At 42.9% G+C, this 18,018-nt stretch carries 19 protein-coding genes and 1 pseudogene; 11 read left to right on the top strand and 9 right to left on the bottom strand.

What is annotated here, in order from left to right; all coding sequences use genetic code 11:
• Positions 1 to 30 precede the first annotated feature (30 nt).
• Positions 31 to 483 carry a DoxX family protein gene (locus JMX89_RS07535; protein WP_201531784.1) on the bottom strand — a complete coding sequence of 151 codons (453 nt, stop codon included), beginning with the start codon at positions 481 to 483 and terminating at the stop codon, positions 31 to 33.
• Between the two features lie 173 nt (positions 484 to 656).
• Between JMX89_RS07535 and JMX89_RS07530 the strand changes: the two genes are divergently transcribed.
• Complete coding sequence (locus tag JMX89_RS07530) at positions 657 to 1,568, top strand: LysR family transcriptional regulator (protein ID WP_201531786.1); 912 nt, start codon at positions 657 to 659, stop codon at positions 1,566 to 1,568.
• A gap of 96 nt (positions 1,569 to 1,664) precedes the next feature.
• Here JMX89_RS07530 and JMX89_RS07525 read toward each other — a convergent pair whose 3' ends face one another.
• Positions 1,665 to 2,030 (bottom strand): LysR substrate-binding domain-containing protein, encoded by a 366-nt coding sequence (locus JMX89_RS07525; protein ID WP_181210457.1) that lies wholly within the window; start codon positions 2,028 to 2,030, stop codon positions 1,665 to 1,667.
• A 70-nt stretch (positions 2,031 to 2,100) separates the two neighbouring features.
• Between JMX89_RS07525 and JMX89_RS07520 the strand changes: the two are divergent.
• The 6 genes and pseudogenes from JMX89_RS07520 to mtnP all read left to right on the top strand — a co-directional run.
• Positions 2,101 to 2,607, top strand: a pseudogene (locus tag JMX89_RS07520) (IS1595 family transposase); the annotation flags it as partial.
• Positions 2,608 to 3,089: 482 nt separating this feature from the next.
• Complete coding sequence (locus JMX89_RS07515) at positions 3,090 to 3,626, top strand: peroxiredoxin-like family protein (RefSeq protein WP_201551307.1); 537 nt, start codon at positions 3,090 to 3,092, stop codon at positions 3,624 to 3,626.
• 112 nt (positions 3,627 to 3,738) lie between these two features.
• A complete protein-coding gene (locus tag JMX89_RS07510) occupies positions 3,739 to 4,428 on the top strand; it encodes a glutathione S-transferase family protein (protein ID WP_201551305.1) in 690 nt (229 codons plus the stop codon).
• Positions 4,429 to 4,618: 190 nt separating this feature from the next.
• Positions 4,619 to 5,530 carry a haloalkane dehalogenase gene (locus tag JMX89_RS07505; RefSeq protein ID WP_201551303.1) on the top strand — a complete coding sequence of 304 codons (912 nt, stop codon included), beginning with the start codon at positions 4,619 to 4,621 and terminating at the stop codon, positions 5,528 to 5,530.
• Positions 5,531 to 5,781: 251 nt separating this feature from the next.
• Positions 5,782 to 6,255, top strand: coding sequence for a GFA family protein (locus JMX89_RS07500; RefSeq protein WP_020443458.1), 474 nt, complete (start codon positions 5,782 to 5,784; stop codon positions 6,253 to 6,255).
• A 47-nt stretch (positions 6,256 to 6,302) separates the two neighbouring features.
• A complete protein-coding gene (gene mtnP, locus JMX89_RS07495; RefSeq protein ID WP_201551301.1) occupies positions 6,303 to 7,196 on the top strand; it encodes an S-methyl-5'-thioadenosine phosphorylase in 894 nt (297 codons plus the stop codon).
• 132 nt (positions 7,197 to 7,328) lie between these two features.
• Here the strand turns inward: mtnP and JMX89_RS07490 are convergent, their stop codons facing one another.
• The 5 genes from JMX89_RS07490 to arsS all read right to left on the bottom strand — a co-directional run bounded on the left by JMX89_RS07490 (position 7,329) and on the right by arsS (position 11,849).
• A complete protein-coding gene (locus JMX89_RS07490) occupies positions 7,329 to 8,384 on the bottom strand; it encodes a methyltransferase domain-containing protein (protein WP_201551299.1) in 1,056 nt (351 codons plus the stop codon).
• A 109-nt stretch (positions 8,385 to 8,493) separates the two neighbouring features.
• Complete coding sequence (locus JMX89_RS07485) at positions 8,494 to 9,117, bottom strand: TIGR04282 family arsenosugar biosynthesis glycosyltransferase (RefSeq protein WP_201551297.1); 624 nt, start codon at positions 9,115 to 9,117, stop codon at positions 8,494 to 8,496.
• 102 nt (positions 9,118 to 9,219) lie between these two features.
• Positions 9,220 to 9,960, bottom strand: coding sequence for a TIGR04283 family arsenosugar biosynthesis glycosyltransferase (locus JMX89_RS07480; protein ID WP_201551295.1), 741 nt, complete (start codon positions 9,958 to 9,960; stop codon positions 9,220 to 9,222).
• A 17-nt stretch (positions 9,961 to 9,977) separates the two neighbouring features.
• Positions 9,978 to 10,787, bottom strand: a complete 810-nt coding sequence (locus tag JMX89_RS07475; RefSeq protein ID WP_201551293.1) for a DUF547 domain-containing protein — start codon at positions 10,785 to 10,787, stop codon at positions 9,978 to 9,980.
• Positions 10,788 to 10,880: 93 nt separating this feature from the next.
• Positions 10,881 to 11,849 carry an arsenosugar biosynthesis radical SAM (seleno)protein ArsS gene (arsS, locus tag JMX89_RS07470; RefSeq protein ID WP_201551291.1) on the bottom strand — a complete coding sequence of 323 codons (969 nt, stop codon included), beginning with the start codon at positions 11,847 to 11,849 and terminating at the stop codon, positions 10,881 to 10,883.
• A 704-nt stretch (positions 11,850 to 12,553) separates the two neighbouring features.
• Here arsS and JMX89_RS07465 point away from each other — a divergent pair.
• The 4 genes from JMX89_RS07465 to JMX89_RS07450 all read left to right on the top strand — a co-directional run bounded on the left by JMX89_RS07465 (position 12,554) and on the right by JMX89_RS07450 (position 16,699).
• A complete protein-coding gene (locus tag JMX89_RS07465; protein ID WP_201551289.1) occupies positions 12,554 to 14,005 on the top strand; it encodes a DUF4331 domain-containing protein in 1,452 nt (483 codons plus the stop codon).
• A gap of 27 nt (positions 14,006 to 14,032) precedes the next feature.
• Complete coding sequence (locus JMX89_RS07460) at positions 14,033 to 14,314, top strand: hypothetical protein (RefSeq protein ID WP_201551287.1); 282 nt, start codon at positions 14,033 to 14,035, stop codon at positions 14,312 to 14,314.
• A gap of 76 nt (positions 14,315 to 14,390) precedes the next feature.
• A complete protein-coding gene (locus JMX89_RS07455) occupies positions 14,391 to 15,557 on the top strand; it encodes a tetratricopeptide repeat protein (RefSeq protein WP_201551285.1) in 1,167 nt (388 codons plus the stop codon).
• Entirely contained in the window at positions 15,554 to 16,699 is a 1,146-nt protein-coding gene (locus JMX89_RS07450) for a HupE/UreJ family protein (RefSeq protein WP_201551283.1), read from the top strand. The genes JMX89_RS07455 and JMX89_RS07450 overlap by 4 nt, the downstream gene beginning before the upstream one ends.
• 202 nt (positions 16,700 to 16,901) lie before the next feature.
• Here the strand turns inward: JMX89_RS07450 and JMX89_RS07445 are convergent, their stop codons facing one another.
• On the bottom strand, positions 16,902 to 17,303 hold the full coding sequence (locus JMX89_RS07445) for an ExbD/TolR family protein (RefSeq protein WP_201551281.1): 402 nt from the start codon (positions 17,301 to 17,303) through the stop codon (positions 16,902 to 16,904).
• 54 nt (positions 17,304 to 17,357) lie between these two features.
• Positions 17,358 to 18,014 carry a MotA/TolQ/ExbB proton channel family protein gene (locus JMX89_RS07440; RefSeq protein ID WP_201551280.1) on the bottom strand — a complete coding sequence of 219 codons (657 nt, stop codon included), beginning with the start codon at positions 18,012 to 18,014 and terminating at the stop codon, positions 17,358 to 17,360.
• Between the last annotated feature and the right edge of the window lie 4 nt (positions 18,015 to 18,018).

Raw genomic sequence — 18,018 nt, 5'->3', positions numbered from 1 at the left:
GAGTAAATGTGGATTTATTACTGATGATTATTAAACATTATCTAATTTTTCTGATAAAGCATTATCCATACTGAGATAACCGCCACCTTGTATTACCAGAGCAATCGAAGCGACCATCAATACTAAGGCATACTCATAGCCACCATCAGCGACAAATAGACCATTATTTATATGAACAGAAAAAATAGCAACGAGCATAGTGAATGCAGCGACTAATGCAGCGGGTCGTGTCAATAATCCTAATACCAAGGCAAGACCACCAAAGAACTCAGCACCCCCTGCCAATATTGCCATTAGAAAACCAGGTTCCATACCCATACTGCTTAACCACTCAGCCGTGCCAGCCAGCCCATTGCCACCAAACCAGCCAAATAACTTTTGAGCACCATGCGCTGCCAAAATCAAACCTACGGGTACACGAAGGATTAAAGCGGCAGCGCCCGCTTTAGATAGCAAAATTCTATTCATTACTGACATTTTCATTGTTATTACTCCATTAGGTTTATTTTAGGAAGGGTATTTAATTCCTGGAATAACCATACTTTACTATCAACACAGTAAAAGAGTAAGATAGATAATATTGAATAATTAACAACATATCATTGATAATTGTTTTGGCGTTGAATTTTGATGATTAAATAGAAATAGGGCAAAATATGGATAGAATCGATGCAATGCGCGCCTTTGTGGCAGTGGTGACCGAAGGCAGCTTTAGTAATGCGGCAAATACCTTGCAGCTGTCACCGCAGTTGGTGAGCAAATATGTCTCTAAGTTGGAGGAGCAGCTAAATACACGCCTGCTTAATCGCACCACTCGTAAAGTCAGCCTTACCGAAGCTGGCAGTCATTACTTCGGACATGCACAACAGATTTTACTTAGCATTGATGATATGGAATCAAAATTAGGTGGTTTACAACAGAATCCCAAAGGCGTCTTAAGAATCAGTGCACCAGTATCGTTTGCCTTAAAACATATGGCTAAGTTAATCACTGACTTTCAGATCCATTATCCATTGGTCAAAGTCGACCTACAATTGACTGATCGCAAAGTCGATATTGTCGAGGAGGGTTTCGATGTGGCCTTGCGTATCGGGCAGCTAAAAAGCTCGTCACTGATTGCTAAGAAGGTCGCACCCATTCGTGTGATGTTATGCGCTGCACCTGGTTACCTGAACAAACATGGCACGCCTACTCAACCTGAAGACTTAGAGCGTCATCGATATTTGCATTACAGCTATATGAATATGGATGGTAAGGACGATATCTACCAATTATTAAAAGCAAAATACCTCAAGCAAGGTAGCGAGCTTCGTAGTAATAATGGTGATGTATTGGTGGACGCGGCTATTGCAGGCGCAGGAATAGTATTACAGCCGACTTTTATTATCAGCGAAGCGCTTAGTAGTGGCAAACTAGTCGTAGTGTTGCCAAAACTTGAGCCTGAGGCTTTGGGCTTATATGCAGTCTATGCCCATAGAAAATTGCTACCACATAAAGTGAGGTGTTTTATTGATTTTGTGGAAGGCTATTATGGCACGCCACCGTACTGGGACGAGTCCATACCTTAGATTTTATTGGGCTTAACGGCAATGACTCGTTTATTGAGCTAGCACTCGTAAATTCTCACGCATAGGTTTATATTCTATATTAACACTATGATGTATTCATATTTTCTCACGCTTATAATCAAACCCTTCTTCATCATAAATCTGATAAGTCACGTCTAACAATGTTTTTAACAATTCTGATTTGTCAAAATGCCTGACACTCATCACAATCGGTGAGGTTAAATGACCATCCTCAAATGGAATATAAGTCACTTCTTGACTACGCAGATGCTCAAGCGTCTTTGGCACAATAGTCAGGCCTTCACCTGCTGCTACTAACCCTAACGCAACATGTAACTCACGTACTTCAGTCAGATAATTGGCTTTTAAGTTACGAGCTTCAAACAATTCCAACACATAATCAATAAAGCTGGGACGCGGCGCTGTTGGATATAACAATAGATTTTCATTGGTTAAATCCATTAGATTGATGCTATTACGATTCTCCTTTACAAGCACGTGACTGACAGGAACTACAACAAGCTTAGTGGATACAACAGCCAGCTATTACTTTCACAGGCTAAGACTACTGATTTATGAAAATAGTTAGGAGCCTGACCTTCTAGAAGGCGAAATAGAAGTTGATGAGAGCTACTTTGACGGCAGACGCAAAGGCAAACGTGGTCGCGGTGCTGGTAACAAAGTTCCTGTTTTTGGACTACTGAAGCGCAATGGTAGCGTCTATGCTTGTATCATCCCTAATGCCAAAGCCGATACCTTAATCCCTATCATAAGAGAGAAAGTAAAGCCTGATGGTATCGTTTATACTGACTCATTCAGAAGTTACAACGCACTTGATGTCAGTGAGTTCGCTCATTACCGTATCAATCATTCAAAAGAGTTTGCACAAGACAGAAACCATATTAATGGAATAGAGAACTTTTGGAGCCAAGCCAAGCGACATATGCGTAAATATAATGGCATCCCAAAAGAGTATTTCCATCTGTTTTTAAAGGAATGTGAGTGGCGTTTTAACTATAGCGATCCAAAACGTCAATGACATTAGCTAAAACAATGGGTTAGACAGGAACTGAACTGGTTATCTAGGACAGCCCCTAGCTCTATATTCAATAGTAGCCATCATTCTGACTATGTATTGCAAACTGGGCTGCAAGTGGTACAGTAAAGAGGTATAGGCAATAGCTTTAAGGTAATTTTTAGGATAGAAATTTTAATTCTATTCAAAGGGATTTTGTTCAAAGGAGCTGAATACCAATGAGTATAACTAAACAAGCATCCATTCATATTCGTTGTGATGGTGAATCTACCACATTACCTTCTATTTTAAATAATGCCTGTCCTATGCGCCCATACTCTTTTACTACACGCTTAATAAACTGAATATTAGCATCTGTAGATTGGAATGATTAATCAACTTGAGTGATTGCTCAAATATATCTTGAACATTTATTTTAGTCCAGTTAAGATGATCATTGCTATATAAATTACTCCTACTTATAAAACACTTCTAAAGGATAAATCATGCCATCAAATTACGCACAAAAAATTCAAGCCGGTGTCAAATTCCCCGATATAGACGTACAAATGCTAAATGGTGATATAAAGTCACTAGGTACGCCTGATAACGGTCATGACTGGAAATTGGTCGTGGTGTATCGAGGTCAACATTGTCCGATATGTACTAAATACCTCAACCAGTTAGAAACCGTAAAATCGTCATTTGCTGATGCGGGTGTCGATATCATTGCAGTATCAGGTGATAGTAAAGAGCAATTAGAGAGTCATTTAGAAAAATTAGATATCGACTTCCCTATTGCCTATGGTCTGACTGTTGAGCAGATGAATACGCTAGGACTTTATATCTCAGAGCCACGTTCAGAGAAAGAGACTGAGCATCCCTTTGCAGAGCCTGGTATGTTTGTGGTTAATGCTGATGGAGAAATTCAAATCGTTGATATCTCCAACGCACCTTTTGCTAGACCTGAACTTGAAGCCCTTGCGAATGGTTTAGCCTTTATTCGAAAAAATGACTACCCTATTCGCGGTACGCATCGTTAGGCTCACTGTAAAAAATAATCCTTAATGACTGCATGAGTCTTTAAGGATTATTTGTATTTTTCATTGCTTTTATGATTGTCAAACTAAGACCTCAACAGGATAGGATCAGGTTATGCTCAAATTTTATTTTCATCAAACCCCAAACCCGATGAAAGTAGCTGTCTATCTCGAAGAGACTGGCTTGCCGTATGAGTTGATCGCTATAGATACCTTAAAAGGCGAACAACATAGCCCTGAGTATCGCGCTATTAACCCTAATAGTAAAACCCCGGCAATCGAAGATAATGGCAAACGCGTGTTTGACTCTACTGCTATCTTGATGTATCTCTCCGAAAAAACAGGGAAATTAGCCGGTAAACCAGAAGATCGTGGCGAGATGCTGTCATGGTTGATGTTTATAGCGACAGGGTTAGGGCCGTTTTCTGGTCAATCCGTGCATTTTAGACATAAGGCACCAGAGAAAACGCCTTATGCTATCAATCGTTATCTTCGTGAAGCCGAACGTCATTACGAAGTGTTAGAGACCCACATGGAAGGTCGCGAGTATCTGGTTGGCGATGAGTATTCCATCGCTGATATTTCAGCTTGGGGGTGGATTGATAAAGCAACCGTAGTGTTAGGCGAAGAAGGTTTAGATAACTACCCTAATCTAAAGCGCTGGTTTGCAAATATAAGTGCTCGTCCTGCAGTCCAAAAAGCCCGAAATATTCCTAAAGGCATCGAGTTTAAGACCGAGTTTGATGATGTAGCAGCACGCGCGCTATACCCTCAAAACTTTACTAAACCCGATAAGAATACCTAACAGCCAAAGAACAACGATCAAGTTAGAGGAATAATTGGCATAGGGTAAGAGTACGGAATATGATACTCACATGATTAAGATTGGTGACGGCCATCAATTCTCATCGGGTTTTGTGGCGATACACCCTAACTCTAAGGTTCCATCAGCTGTGTAAGAATACGCGCTCATTTACCCAACTCAAGGACGAGACATGAAAATCCTCAGAACTCCCGATTCGCGTTTTGCAAACCTACCAGATTACAACTTTGACCCACACTATCTAATGGTCGATGACAGCGAAGACAATGAGCTGCGTGTGCATTATTTAGACGAAGGACCAAGAGACGCTGATCCAGTGTTACTGCTGCATGGGGAGCCTTCATGGTGTTATCTATATCGTAAAATGATTCCGATACTGACTGTAGCGGGACACCGCGTTATTGCGCCAGACCTCCCCGGTTTTGGGCGCTCAGACAAACCCACGTCTCGTACTGACTATACCTACCAACGTCATGTCAACTGGATGCAATCCGTACTCGACCAATTAGATCTGAATAACATCACTCTGTTTTGTCAAGATTGGGGTGGACTGATTGGTTTGCGTTTGGTTGCAGAAAATCCAGACCGATTTGCTCGGGTAGCAGCTGGCAACACCATGCTCCCCACCGGCGACCACGATCTAGGTGAAGGTTTTCGTAAATGGCAGCAATTCTCGCAGGAAACACCTCAATTTCATGTCGGAGGGACCATCAAGAGCGGTACCGTTACTGAGCTGTCACAGGCGGTGATCGACGCCTACAATGCGCCATTTCCTGATGAATCCTATAAGGAGGGCGCTAGACAGTTTCCACTGCTTGTACCCTCGACGCCGGATGATCCTGCTTCAGAAAATAATCGCGCCGCATGGATTGAGCTGAGTAAATGGACAAAGCCCTTTATCACACTATTCAGCGATTCTGACCCAGTGACTGCTGGTGGCGATCGCATTATGCAAAAAATCATTCCCGGAACCAAAGGTCAAGCACATACGACTATTGCCAACGGCGGACATTTTCTTCAAGAAGACCAAGGTGAAAAAGTGGCTAAGCTTTTGGTCCAATTTATTCATGATAACCCGAGATAATTCATCATCACCCTAAGTGACTTGAAGTAAAAAATATAAAGAACTTTGCGCTATTTTCTATAATTTTTTGACAGCTTTTGCTTTTTGTTAGTCATGGTAAATGCTTCATTAAACCACTAGTTTATCTCTGCATCTTCTTTAGCATAGATCCTATTCGTTCATGATACTGAAAGCGACTACACTAATACGCTAGGATAGTGCTATATTTCAAAATACTAAATATCCACGCCCCTACTATTAAGGACTGACCAATGAGCAGAGAATTTATCCCACAAGAAGGCTCTTGCTCCTGTCATAGCAATACTTATACGATCAACAATCAGCCCATTGGACGCTTTATCTGCCACTGCACTATTTGCCAAGAATTCACTGGCCAAGCTTATAATGATGTGACGATTTTACTTAAACCCGATGTGAGTTCATTAAACCTTATCAGAACCAAATTTCGCCGTTGGAAACTCCCACCAAATATTAGCCGCGGACTTTGTACCCGATGCAATAAACCCAGTATAGAAATGGCGTTGGGTGGCAATCTAATATTAATACCCACAACAAATTATCCTGATGTGGCGGCACTACCCAAGCCAACTATGCATCTATTTTATAATCGCCGCACCAGCGATATAGAGGATGATTTGCCCAAGTACAACGGCTTTGTGCAAAGTCAGGCGATGATCTTGAAGGCGCTTGCTCAAGGTATGTATAAGAGAGTCAGTAAACGCTAGTAGTATTAACTTTGATAGACTCTACCAATTATCATTTGGAGCCCAATATGACTTCAACCGCAGTAGAAATTACGGTAAATAACGCTGCCGATATCGCTATTATCGGCGGTAGCGGTCTGTATCAAATGCAAGCTTTGACCAATAAGCGCAGCGTTAAAATTGAGACACCCTATGGTGAGCCATCTGATGACATCGTGCTCGGTGAACTTAATGGCGTCACAGTTGCATTCTTAACGCGACATGGTCAAGGACACAGGTTAACCCCCTCTGAGGTGCCTTATCGTGCCAACATCTATGCCTTAAAGACTTTAGGTGTACGCTATATCATCTCAGTATCAGCGGTTGGCTCATTGCAAGAAACGCTGAAACCACTAGATATGGTCATCCCCGATCAAATGATTGATATGACCAAGCAGAGAGTAAGCACGTTCTTCGGAGATGGTGCGGTCGCCCATGTGTCAATGGCTGACCCTTTATGCCCTGAAGTGGCAGACATCTTGATGCGAGCTTATGACAACGCAAATATTGCCGATGGGCAGTGCCACGCAAAAGCCACCTATCTGTGTATCGAAGGACCTCAGTTTTCAACTCGCGCAGAATCACACTGGTATCGGCAGATGCAAGCGGATATTATCGGCATGACCAATATGCCAGAAGCTAAGCTGGCTCGCGAAGCCAGTATCGCTTATGCCACATTGGCGCTGGTGACAGATTTTGATTGTTGGCATCCAAATGAGCAAGCCGTCAGTGCAGATTATGCTATACAAAATCTAATGAAAAATGCAGACAACGCGCAGCAAGTCATTAAGCAAGCTGTGGCATTAATTGCATCCGAACAGCCGAAATCTATCGCTCATACTGCTTTGACCCAAGCATTAGTCACGCCTGTTGAAGCGATGAGCGAAGAGACTAAGACAAGGCTTGCAGCATTGCTTCTGTAGAGGTTAAAACCTTAGACATCTATAATGTTTTTTCATATAAAAGAGGCCTTCTAACTATTTGAGGGCCTCTTTTATTTTTGACAGATAGATTTTTGGAGAGATAGCTTTTTCAACATCATACAGGTCTTACTTTTAGCAACAGCTTCCTGAATTAACAAACGGCCCAGACACTATATCCGCTTGATGACCAAACGGTAAGATATCACCACAACCTGCAAAAATACCATAGTGGCGACTATCATCGCCAATAAAATCAAAATGCTTAGCAAAGCGTGACTCTTTTAGCATACGAAAAGTATTACCACAGACAGGGAAAACGCGACCTGTCTCAATCGTATGATGTTTATCTAAATTAAAATGATGCGGTAGCTGGTCAATGGTTCCGTAATAAATGACTGCTTGACCGTGGTCTTCACAAGCATCTTCCAGCGTGGCAATCTTGAATAATCGATAAGTAGCGGAAAAAAACTGAATATCGCCAATCTTAGCAGCAAGTAGCGAATCGGTGATTTCAAGCGGACGATCTTCAACCAAACGCGGGTCTAAAAAATCAGCATGTCGTGCTAAGCGCTCAAAATCCTTCCAATATAAGGCACCACTTAAACACTCTCCATAAAGGACAGGATCATTGACTAAATGCTGCGGGATACGGCGGTCTGCATAGACATCAGAGAAATAAAACTCACCGCCAGGCTTGAGCAAACGCTGCACACTGGCCATCACCGCTGCTTTATCAGGCGATAGGTTAATAACACAATTTGAGACAATGATATCGAAGCTATTGGGGTCTAAATTGAGCTCATCTAGCTTTTCGATGTAGCCCTTGAGAAAAGTCACATTGTCGTAGCCAAATTTATCCACATGATAATTTTGATGCTGCTTTGCAATGGCTAGTTGTTCATCCGTCATATCGACACCGACCACATGACCTGTACGTCCAACCAATTGTGCTAATGCATAGACATCACGGCCCGAACCGCAGCCCAAATCTAGGATACGGCAGCCTTCAAGTAGCGCTGGGCAGACCAAGCCACAACCATAATATCGACTTAGAACCTCATCATGAATATTCGCTAATAAAGGCTTTAACCAACTTGGCATATTGCTAATATCACAGCATGCTGACGTTTTTAAATCCTCAGTACTTTGTAGCTGCTTGCCATAATAATCTTGAACAACCTCATGCATAATAACTTCCTTGTTAATAATAAAACGGCTTAAGCAACCTTATTCAGCACCCTATATCAGGGTCATCCTAAAGATAAGAAATATGAATCATATTTAAAGAACCAGCTAATCAAGAGCCTATTTTTTGAAGCCAACCTACGGGCAAATGTTTTAAATCTGCAGGCTCATCAATGTCATGCAGTGGGTCTAATAACGCCAATGTCCAACCCAATGCTGCAATACGTTGTCGAGTCACTGCTGCCACGCTGGCAGTGCTCCACTCAATATCCGAAAATAAACTGGCATCAACTTGCTTAAACCCTAAGAGCACGTAACCGCCATCTGAGGCAGGAATCATGACCGTATCAGACTGCTCTAATTGCTGCACTGCCTCTTGAATACGCACTGGCGTTAAGCTTGGACAATCCGTACCAATCAATACCACTTGTTTAAAAGTATTTAACGCTTGCCTGCTAGCAGCTAACATGCGTAAGCCTAGGTCATCATTTGCTTGCGCTGACCACTGCAATGACTCAGGTAAACCAAGCGTCTGCCAACATAAATCATTTGGCGCTGGACTCACGCACAGCTCGACGCTAAATCCGGTTGCTAGTGCCTGCTCAACGCTATGCAATAACAGCTGTTTTGCTATAAGTGACGCACCCTCAAGACCAAGCGCAGGCTGCAAACGTGTCTTTGCCATACCACGAGCGGGGAACTTGGCGAAGATAATAATAAGCGTGTCTGTTTGCATAGCATCTCTTGGCATAAGTATTTGAATTTTTATTATTACAAGTTTAAATGGTTTGAGCGCACTCTAGGATTCTTCACGGCTAATAAAGGCAATTGTTAGCTACTAAGTCTTATAATAACGCTGCTTAATATTATCAGCAGAGACACCGCGCCAGTAATCAAAACGCAGATGCCACATCAAACCTATCGTGCGCCAAGTGCCATATTGTTGCCAGCGCCGTGCCGAAGTTATCACCTTGCTTCGTAGACAAGCTGGCTTACCAACAGCTTTAAGACGTTTGCAAAGTTCAATATCTTCCATAAGTGGCTGCTGAGGGTAACCACCCAGCTGCTCAAAAAGTGATTTTTTGATAAATATCGCTTGATCACCCGTTGCAATCCCACTAAATCTGGAACGCCAATTCATCATCTGGCTGACTACCTTAAGCATCCATGTAGAACTTTCCAAACGTACATCAAAACGCCCCCACGCGGCTTGCCTGACGGCTGATGTAATATCAGCAATAGCGTGGTTCGGCAGCTGCGTATCCGCATGCAAAAACAATAATACATCACCCATTGCTAGCTCAGCACCTGCATTCATTTGCAGCGCACGTCCAGCGGTGGACTCTATTATTTGCCAATCAATAACCTGTCCGCTAATAACGGATGGACTGCTATCTATCAAACTTTCAATCAGTTCCTTGGCAATGGCAACTGAGTTATCTGTTGAACCGCCATCCACTAGTATGACCTGATAAGGTGCTGGATTCAGATGAGCAAGATGACCCATCAATTTAGGCAAATTATCCGCTTCGTTTAATAACGGTATTACGATAGAGAGTTTGATTGGCGCAGCAGTCATTTTTATTAACGCCCAGTTTATTTCTTATTCAACCGCCAATCATAATTGGTATAACTGACTTTTATTTTACCCTGCTCTAAGGCCTTCACTTGAGTACTATTCATTCCTAATGCTTGACTATAACGTCCCAAAAATCCTGCAACGTCATTAGTACCGCGCCAACCCATCGTAAAATCTTCTTTATACCACTTAAAAATTGGCGATACCTCAAGCGTATTGCCCTTCAAGCGATTACGACTGCTGTCTGCCAAAAACTTACTGGTCACTTGCTCTAACTGCTTCTCTAAGCGCTTTCCAGTAAACGCATCGTCTAGGAGCGCAGGACAGCCAATGCTGGCACAATTAACCGCAAAGTGAATGCGTGGGTCGTTGTAACGCTTGGAGCCGCGAATCAGATTGTGTTCAATATCATCTAGCGAGCGTGTTTTACCCAATAGCGGAATGAAATTCTGCTTCCAAGGTGAGCTTAATACAGATCCAATATCTTTAATTGATTTGATATTTGGATACTTGGTGAGCACCAACTCCACCGTGCCTGCGTTATAGACATTGATTAAAAAGGCTAGCTGCTCATCTTTATTCCAACCGTTAAATTCAGATTGACTGACCTTACTAGTGGCAGCCATATAGCTATCTAATTTACTTTTATCTGACTGCATGCCAACATAATCAACTACCGACGCTTTGCCAGCATTGGTCATGGTTACATGTTTATCTAGCAACGTATCCCAACTGCTGTGATTAAAATCCGCATAGGCGGCTGCGCTTGATAACAAAATAGCGGTGGCAATAGTCGTTTTGACCATTAAGTTATTTAATAATGACATGGTAGTAACTCCGCTTAGATAGATAGGTTTTTGCCTATCCTAATCTCATTTATTCCAGTTTTATCTAATCTACTCTTATATACTCTAGTAAAGCTATATAGCTAACTCTTCTAAAATACCGCCGCAGCTACTGCCCTGTCCTGCCGTACACCCATAGCAATGGTCCGCAATGGCAATATCATCATCTGCAGGATTCTGCGTCAATAAATCTCGTAGATGACGGCGGGCTTTGTTTAGTACCGGAATCTCAAGCTGCTGGTTGAAATCGCAATCAAATAATTCTCCCAGCCAATTTACACTGATAGTCGAGCGACACATCACTTCGGTTAAATTGGAGGCCACATAATTGGCTTTGAGTAAATCCATATAAGGATGAAACTGTTTTTTAGCCAATAGCACTGCACCAAAGCGCTGAATGGGCATATTGGTTAACGCAAATAGCTGATTAAACTCAATATCGAAGTGCGCTTTTAACTCGCGCTTATAATCAGCTTCTAGCTGCTGCTGATTGGGTGGTAGTGTCGCCCCTTGCGGGTTATACACAAGATTCAATGTCAGATTCGAACCAGATTTACCATAACCTAAAGCATTAAGCTTGTGTAGTCCTAAAATACTGTCATCAAACGCCCCTTTGCCGCGTTGCTTGTCTACGTTTTCTAATGAGTAACAGGGAAGCGAAGCAACAACCTCAACCTCATTGTCCGCCAAGAACTGCGCCATATCCTCATAGCCTTCCACCATCAGAATCGTCAGATTACAGCGGTCAATCACTTTGACACCCAATGCTCGTGCTGCTTTGACCAAGTACTCAAAGTCTTCATGCATCTCAGGCGCGCCACCGGTCAAATCCAGTGTATCGATATTTTGCGCTTGTAGAACCTTTGGAATCAGCTCAACCAATGCGCGTGACATCATCTCTGTACGGTATGGACTGGCTGCAACGTGGCAATGTACACAGGACATATTGCATAAATAGCCCATATTCACTTGCAAGGTTTTAAGCTCTCGCCTTTTAATAGTAGGAAAATCAGTATCTTCGAGTAATTCAATGGTAGATTTCATAGGGGTATAGAATCCAGTTGCTATCCCTCTTGATTATACAGGGACATCACTAAAATTTTGGTATAAACAGTGTTTGCCTTATAAATCTGCTGCTTATATAAAGCTTATCTAATTAATCATACCTTATTTTTTCTTATTTATTGCCAGTAATATTAGATTATTGAACATTCAGAGTTTTAATCAGAAATGAGCGAAAGCTGAATCTTCCATATTTTAATAACTTTAATTACCTTAAAAGTGTTATCAATTCGCTACTCAATCATTCACTTTTTTTGTTGGCTTATAAGTTCATTATCCTTCACTTTTCTTACGCTAATATTCCATTTATTTCTCTTACGTTTTTGAATAAATACCTTTATAGGTGATTTAAAAACACTTTTGTAACAGAAAAACAACACTTAGCCCAATAAATCCGATGAACGTTACGATAAAGCCGATGAGCGCCCTAACAAAATTCTTGCTTAAGTGTATAGTTTAGTTTAACTTATTTAAAGGGTAGTTTAGATGGATTTATATATGGATTATATATAATACACATTTGAATTCTCTCAGCAACCTTCCAGAAATGTTGCAAAATCCACCATTCAGAAAGGCAATACTGAAAGATATACCGTTATACCGTCACTATTTAAACACTCATTAGCCCTCAAGTTTTTCTACAAGGATTCGTATGAAATATACTATACACGCTCTAATTAGCAGCGATGGCTTTATGCGCAAGTGCAAGCGCCGTAGCCTCTAGTCACCGTGAAGCGCCCTCAATCACCAAAACGCCTAAAGTCGATGCGACCGACCTCTATATGTTCAACAGTTATGAAGCGGGTCGAGCAGATTACGTCACCATCATTGCCAACTATTTACCACTACAAGACGCCTACGGCGGACCCAACTACTTTTCACTAGACGATGATGCTTTATATGAGATCCACATTGATAACAACGGTGATGCGGTCGAAGACGTCACTTTCCAATTTGACTTTAAACAAACACTAAATAGTATCGAAATTGATTCAGACGGCAATGCATCGACGCCAAATGTTGCGATACCTTTGTCTAACGCGGGCGATGCCTCAAACCCAGCTAACGTGCAAACCAGTGAGAGCTATAACGTAACTATGGTGAAAGGTGATCGCCGCAGCGGCGCACGTACTTCGCTGGGGAATTTCAACAAGCCATTTGATTACATCGGCACCAAGTCTTTTGCAGACTACCCTACCTATGCAAAAAGCTTTATGAAACCTTTGAGCTTAGGTAGCTGTGGAACAGGCCGAGTATTTGTTGGACAACGTGCTGAAAGCTTTGCCATTGATTTGGGTAAAGTATTTGATTTGATTAACCTCAACCCATTAGGTCCACGTAATGGTGGGACGAACGTGTTAGCAGATAAAAACATTACCTCTATTGCAATGGAGATTCCTAAAGCTTGTCTCGTTAACGCAGCCCAAGTAGATTTGGGCAACAATAAGACAGGTGTTGATCCTGTGATTGGCGCTTGGACGACTGCCAGTGTCCGTCAGGCTACTTTAATCAATCCTTCACCTGCTTCTGGTATCAGTACCACTGCTAAGAAAGGTGGTGCATGGACTCAAGTATCAAGATTGGGTATGCCGCTGGTCAATGAGGTCGTCATTGGTCTTAAAGACAAAGACAAATTCAACGCCTCAGAGCCAAAAGATGACGTGGCTAACTTTAAGAATTATGTGTTCTATCCTACGCTACCTGCCTTGATTCAAAAACTGTATCCAAGTGCACCAGCACCTACTAACTTCCCGCGTCAAGATTTAGTGACTGCGTTCTTAACGGGTGTTCCTACTATCAACAAACCGGCTAACAAAGCTTTAGTACCAGCCGATATGTTACGCTTAAATACCACGACACCTACTGTAGCTGCCGGAAGTCAAAATGACTTAGGTGTGATTGGTGGTGATGTTGCAGGCTTCCCGAACGGTAGACGACCTGGTGATGACGTGACTGATGTCTCTTTAAGAGTAGCGATGGGCGTGCTATGTCATGCTGGACTACCTGCAGAAGCGACTTGTGTTCCCGCTGATGCTAAAGCCGGTACAGCACCATTTACTGACGGAGTCGTGAAATCTGCGACTGCTTTTGACTCAGTCTTTCCTTATCTACAGACCCCTCATGCAGGCAGTCGATAAGCTGAACCTAACCTAAGGAGAAACACCATGCGCTATGTACTTTTAGCGATATTGGTTACCGGATCGGCTGCTCTTTCTGGCTGCTTCAGTGATAACGATAACAAGAATTTTGAGACAGGAAATCAGGGCAATCCCAATGTAGCAACAGATCAAGCGAATGCAAATCTAGCAGTCGAGAGAGTCTCTGCTGTGATCGACGCTAGTAAGGATGTCAACACCGATGAGCCGCAAGTTATTGATCGGATTATCCTTCCCGAAGCCAATCTAGCAGAGCCTGTTGCGGTAACAGGTGCCAACGCCTCGTTGTAATCTGACGTGATATAAACCTGACACCTGATCAAACTCTTGATCAGGTGTTTCTTTATGTTTTGAGCTGAGAGATCTTATGAACTGGATTAAGCCCTTTATTGGACTACTACCGTTATTACTTATCGGCAGCCCCCTTCTTCATGCTGCACCCTTTATTCCAAAAAGCGACCAACAAATTCTTGAGACCTTACCCACCGATTCACCGCCGCCGCGCTACTCAAACTCAGACAGCTTTTTATCTAGTGCGAGCACAGCCAGTCCTGAGCAAACCAGTAAGCTTTTAGAGCGCGCTTACTTACAGGGTGATCCACGTGCGCTGGGTCAAGCCCGAGCGCAGCTGGATCAAATAAAGGATCCGGATGTAGAAACCCTCATGTTACGAGCACGAGCATTGCAGGCAGATCACAAGTTCTCCGAAGCTAAAGCACAGCTAAAGCAGATATTAAGTAAAGATCCTGCTCATGCAGATGCGCTGTTGACACTCTCTTCTCTGCTTGTCGTACAAGGTCAGTTTGAGGAGGCAATAAGCTACTGTACAAAGCTCGATGATGCTTCCCTACGCGTTTATCAATTGGCATGTATGGCTCAAGTGCAGAGCATGACCGGTCAACTGACGCAAGCAAAGCAAACTCTGAGTGGGCTCGCCAATCTTGCGCCCGGACTCGATGCATCGACCGCACGCTGGATTTACCTTATTCAGGCAGACGCTGCACTGCGTAGCAAGGATGTTGCGCTTGCTACTCAAGTCTTTAGTGTGATGGACACTCAAACTGTACCCGCACTCATGGCACGCGCTGATTGGCTATTAAAACAAGGAGACTATGAAAAAACGCGGCTATTGCTTCAGGATCATACTGACAAAGACGCGCTGCTGCTAAAGCTCATCACGGCTCAAATTCAACTGGGGGATCCTAACGCTCAGCAAAACTTAGGACTTATGAAAGAACGCATCGATGTATGGAAGATACGTGAGGAAAATGCCCACATGCGTGAACAGGCTACTTATGCCCTACTTGCTAACCAAATTAACCCAGCGCTGCAATGGGCTCGCGAAAACTGGCAACAACAGCGCGAAACGGCTGACATCGTGATCTATGCGACAGCAGCCATCAAAGCCGGTAGTAAAAAAGACATTGAGCTATTGCGCCAGTTTATGACAGACACACAATTTGAATATCCAGCACTCGAGCGCGATCTGCGTTTAGGAAAAATCAGCCGTTCAAGTAAGGAGACACCTTCATGAGCGCATTTATCAGGCTCATTTGGAGTCACACTTATCGTTATCTGACTTTATTCTTATTGGTGCTGACGTCTACGGCACTACAAGCACATGAATCTAGTACGGCTTACTTAAACTTAGAGCCCCTGAGCTCGTCGAGTACAGCAGATACTGCTCATAAGGCTAAGTACGAGCTATCGCTTCGAGACTTAGCTTTGCTGATAGATATAGACTCAAACCAAGATAGTCAAGTAAGTTGGGCAGAGGTCAAATCACAGACGACGCTTATAGAACAGCTTATTGCTGCTCAGGTGACATTAGCAGCGGGCGATCAATCCTGTCAAACCACAAACTTTGCGCCACTAGCGATTAATACGCGTGGTGGCTTTAATTACTTACATACCGAATTTGAGTTGGGCTGCGCTGCTCCTATATCAGAGCTTAACTATCAAGTTCTGGCAGGTATCGATGCTAACCACCGCTTGATACTGACGCAAGCTGGTAGCGAATTACCGGTTCAAGTATTGACTGTTGGACAAACTTCATTAGGTGCCGGGACAGACTCTGGCTGGCTCTCTACGGCGACAAACTTTTTGAAAAGTGGGATACACCACTTGCTGATCGGCTGGGATCATCTATTATTTTTGTTTGTCCTTTTAATACCAGCAGTTTACGTGCGTAAGCAAAAACAATTGGTTGCCGTTGCCAGACCGCGAGCTGCATTACTTGAGGTATTTTGGATTGCAACGTCTTTTACGCTTGCGCACTCGATTACCTTAAGCTTAGCTGCCCTTGGTATCGTCAGTATACCTGCCCGCTTTATCGAATCTTTAATTGCTCTGTCCATCGCATTCGCTGCGTTAAACAATCTGGTACCAATGTTACGAGTGCGAGCCGTCTATCTAGCCTTTGTTTTTGGTCTGATTCACGGGTTTGGCTTTGCCAATGTGCTCGTAGATCTGCCACTAGCAACAAGTGAGCGCGTATTAGCATTATTAAGCTTCAATATAGGGATTGAGCTAGGACAACTAGTATTCATTGCCATAGTATTTCCGATCGCGCTGTTATTACGTCATACACGTTTTTATAAATCGGTTATATTTTATGCTGGCTCTCTTGTCAGTATTGCGATTGCATTGTGGTGGTTTTTTGAACGAATAACGTGATTAAAAAATTAAAATACATATAGGTTGTTCAACATAACATAGATACGTTATTGAATAATTTCGACTAGTTTTACAGTGATTCTACTATGTTTACTTTTATCATAAACACGGTTCAAGACATTAAAGAAGGGGTTAAGATTAATAATCTTAGCCCCTTCTTTAATATTTGCAGCAGGAAATTTTCTATTCTATAAATGGCTATTTATTCAGTGACAAAAGCAACCTTAGTCAAACCCGCACTACTGGCGGCAGCCAGCACTTGCGCCACCATATCATAACGGGTGTCTTGATCCGCCCGCAAATGAATATTCGGATTAGTACCGTCTTTTGATGTTTCTTCAAGCCGCAATCGCAATTGCGCTAACGTCAGCGCTTCCTCATCCAAAAATAGACCATTGTCTTTGTCAATGCTTATTTGCAATATCTCATCAGGCAAGCCGCTTACTGTGGCATTGGTATCGGGCAGATCCAGTGGTACGGTTGGATTCAACACCGTGGCTGTGACCAAAAAGATAATCATCAGTACCAACATAATATCAATGAGCGGTATGAGATTCATCTCGCTCATACCTTGGGTCTCTTCATCACCTAGATGGAATGCCATACCTGCCTCCTTATTTTTCTTTATTCGTTAATTTATCAAATCGATAGCCACTGTCTATACTTTGCCATCAGCAACTTGACTATCAGTCACTTTGGCACCAGTCACTTTGGCACCAGTTGCTTTAACGGGAGTTGCTTTGCTATTTGCTAGCATACTCGGCCGCATTGACTCGCCTAATAGACCATGCGCAATGTCATTGGCTCTATACAAGATTCGGTGATTCATACGCGTAATGACGTTATAGAAAATCACCGCAGGAATCGCGACCGCAAGACCTAGACCAGTCATAATAAGCGCTTCACCTACTGGGCCCGCTACTTGGGCAAGTCCTGCCTGCCCACTATCACCAATACTACGTAGCGCATGGAATATGCCCCACACTGTCCCAAATAGCCCAATAAAGGGTGCAATAGCAGCAGTCGTACCGAGCAGTGGTAACCCTTGCTCGCTTTGATAACGATATCGACCAATCTGCTGTAATAGCATCTGTTCGGTGAGAAGCCTGCGCTCTTCTGGACTAGCTTGCAAAGTGGGCGGTATCTGATTGTGTATTTGCTGAGCTAAGTCAACGACGACGGTTTTAGCCAACTGATGGCTATAGTACAATCGTAAAATCCCTGTCACCCAAGACACAATCGACAAAGCAAATAATGCGAAAAACAAACTCTTAGTAATGATATCCGTATATTGCCAATAATCTGTAAAATCCATATAG

Origin of the sequence: Psychrobacter sp. DD43, from assembly GCF_904846555.1 — a bacterium.
Lineage (GTDB): Bacteria > Pseudomonadota > Gammaproteobacteria > Pseudomonadales > Moraxellaceae > Psychrobacter > Psychrobacter cryohalolentis.
Note: the sequence above shows the minus strand (reverse complement) of the source record. Positions and strands in the feature narration are given on the sequence as shown.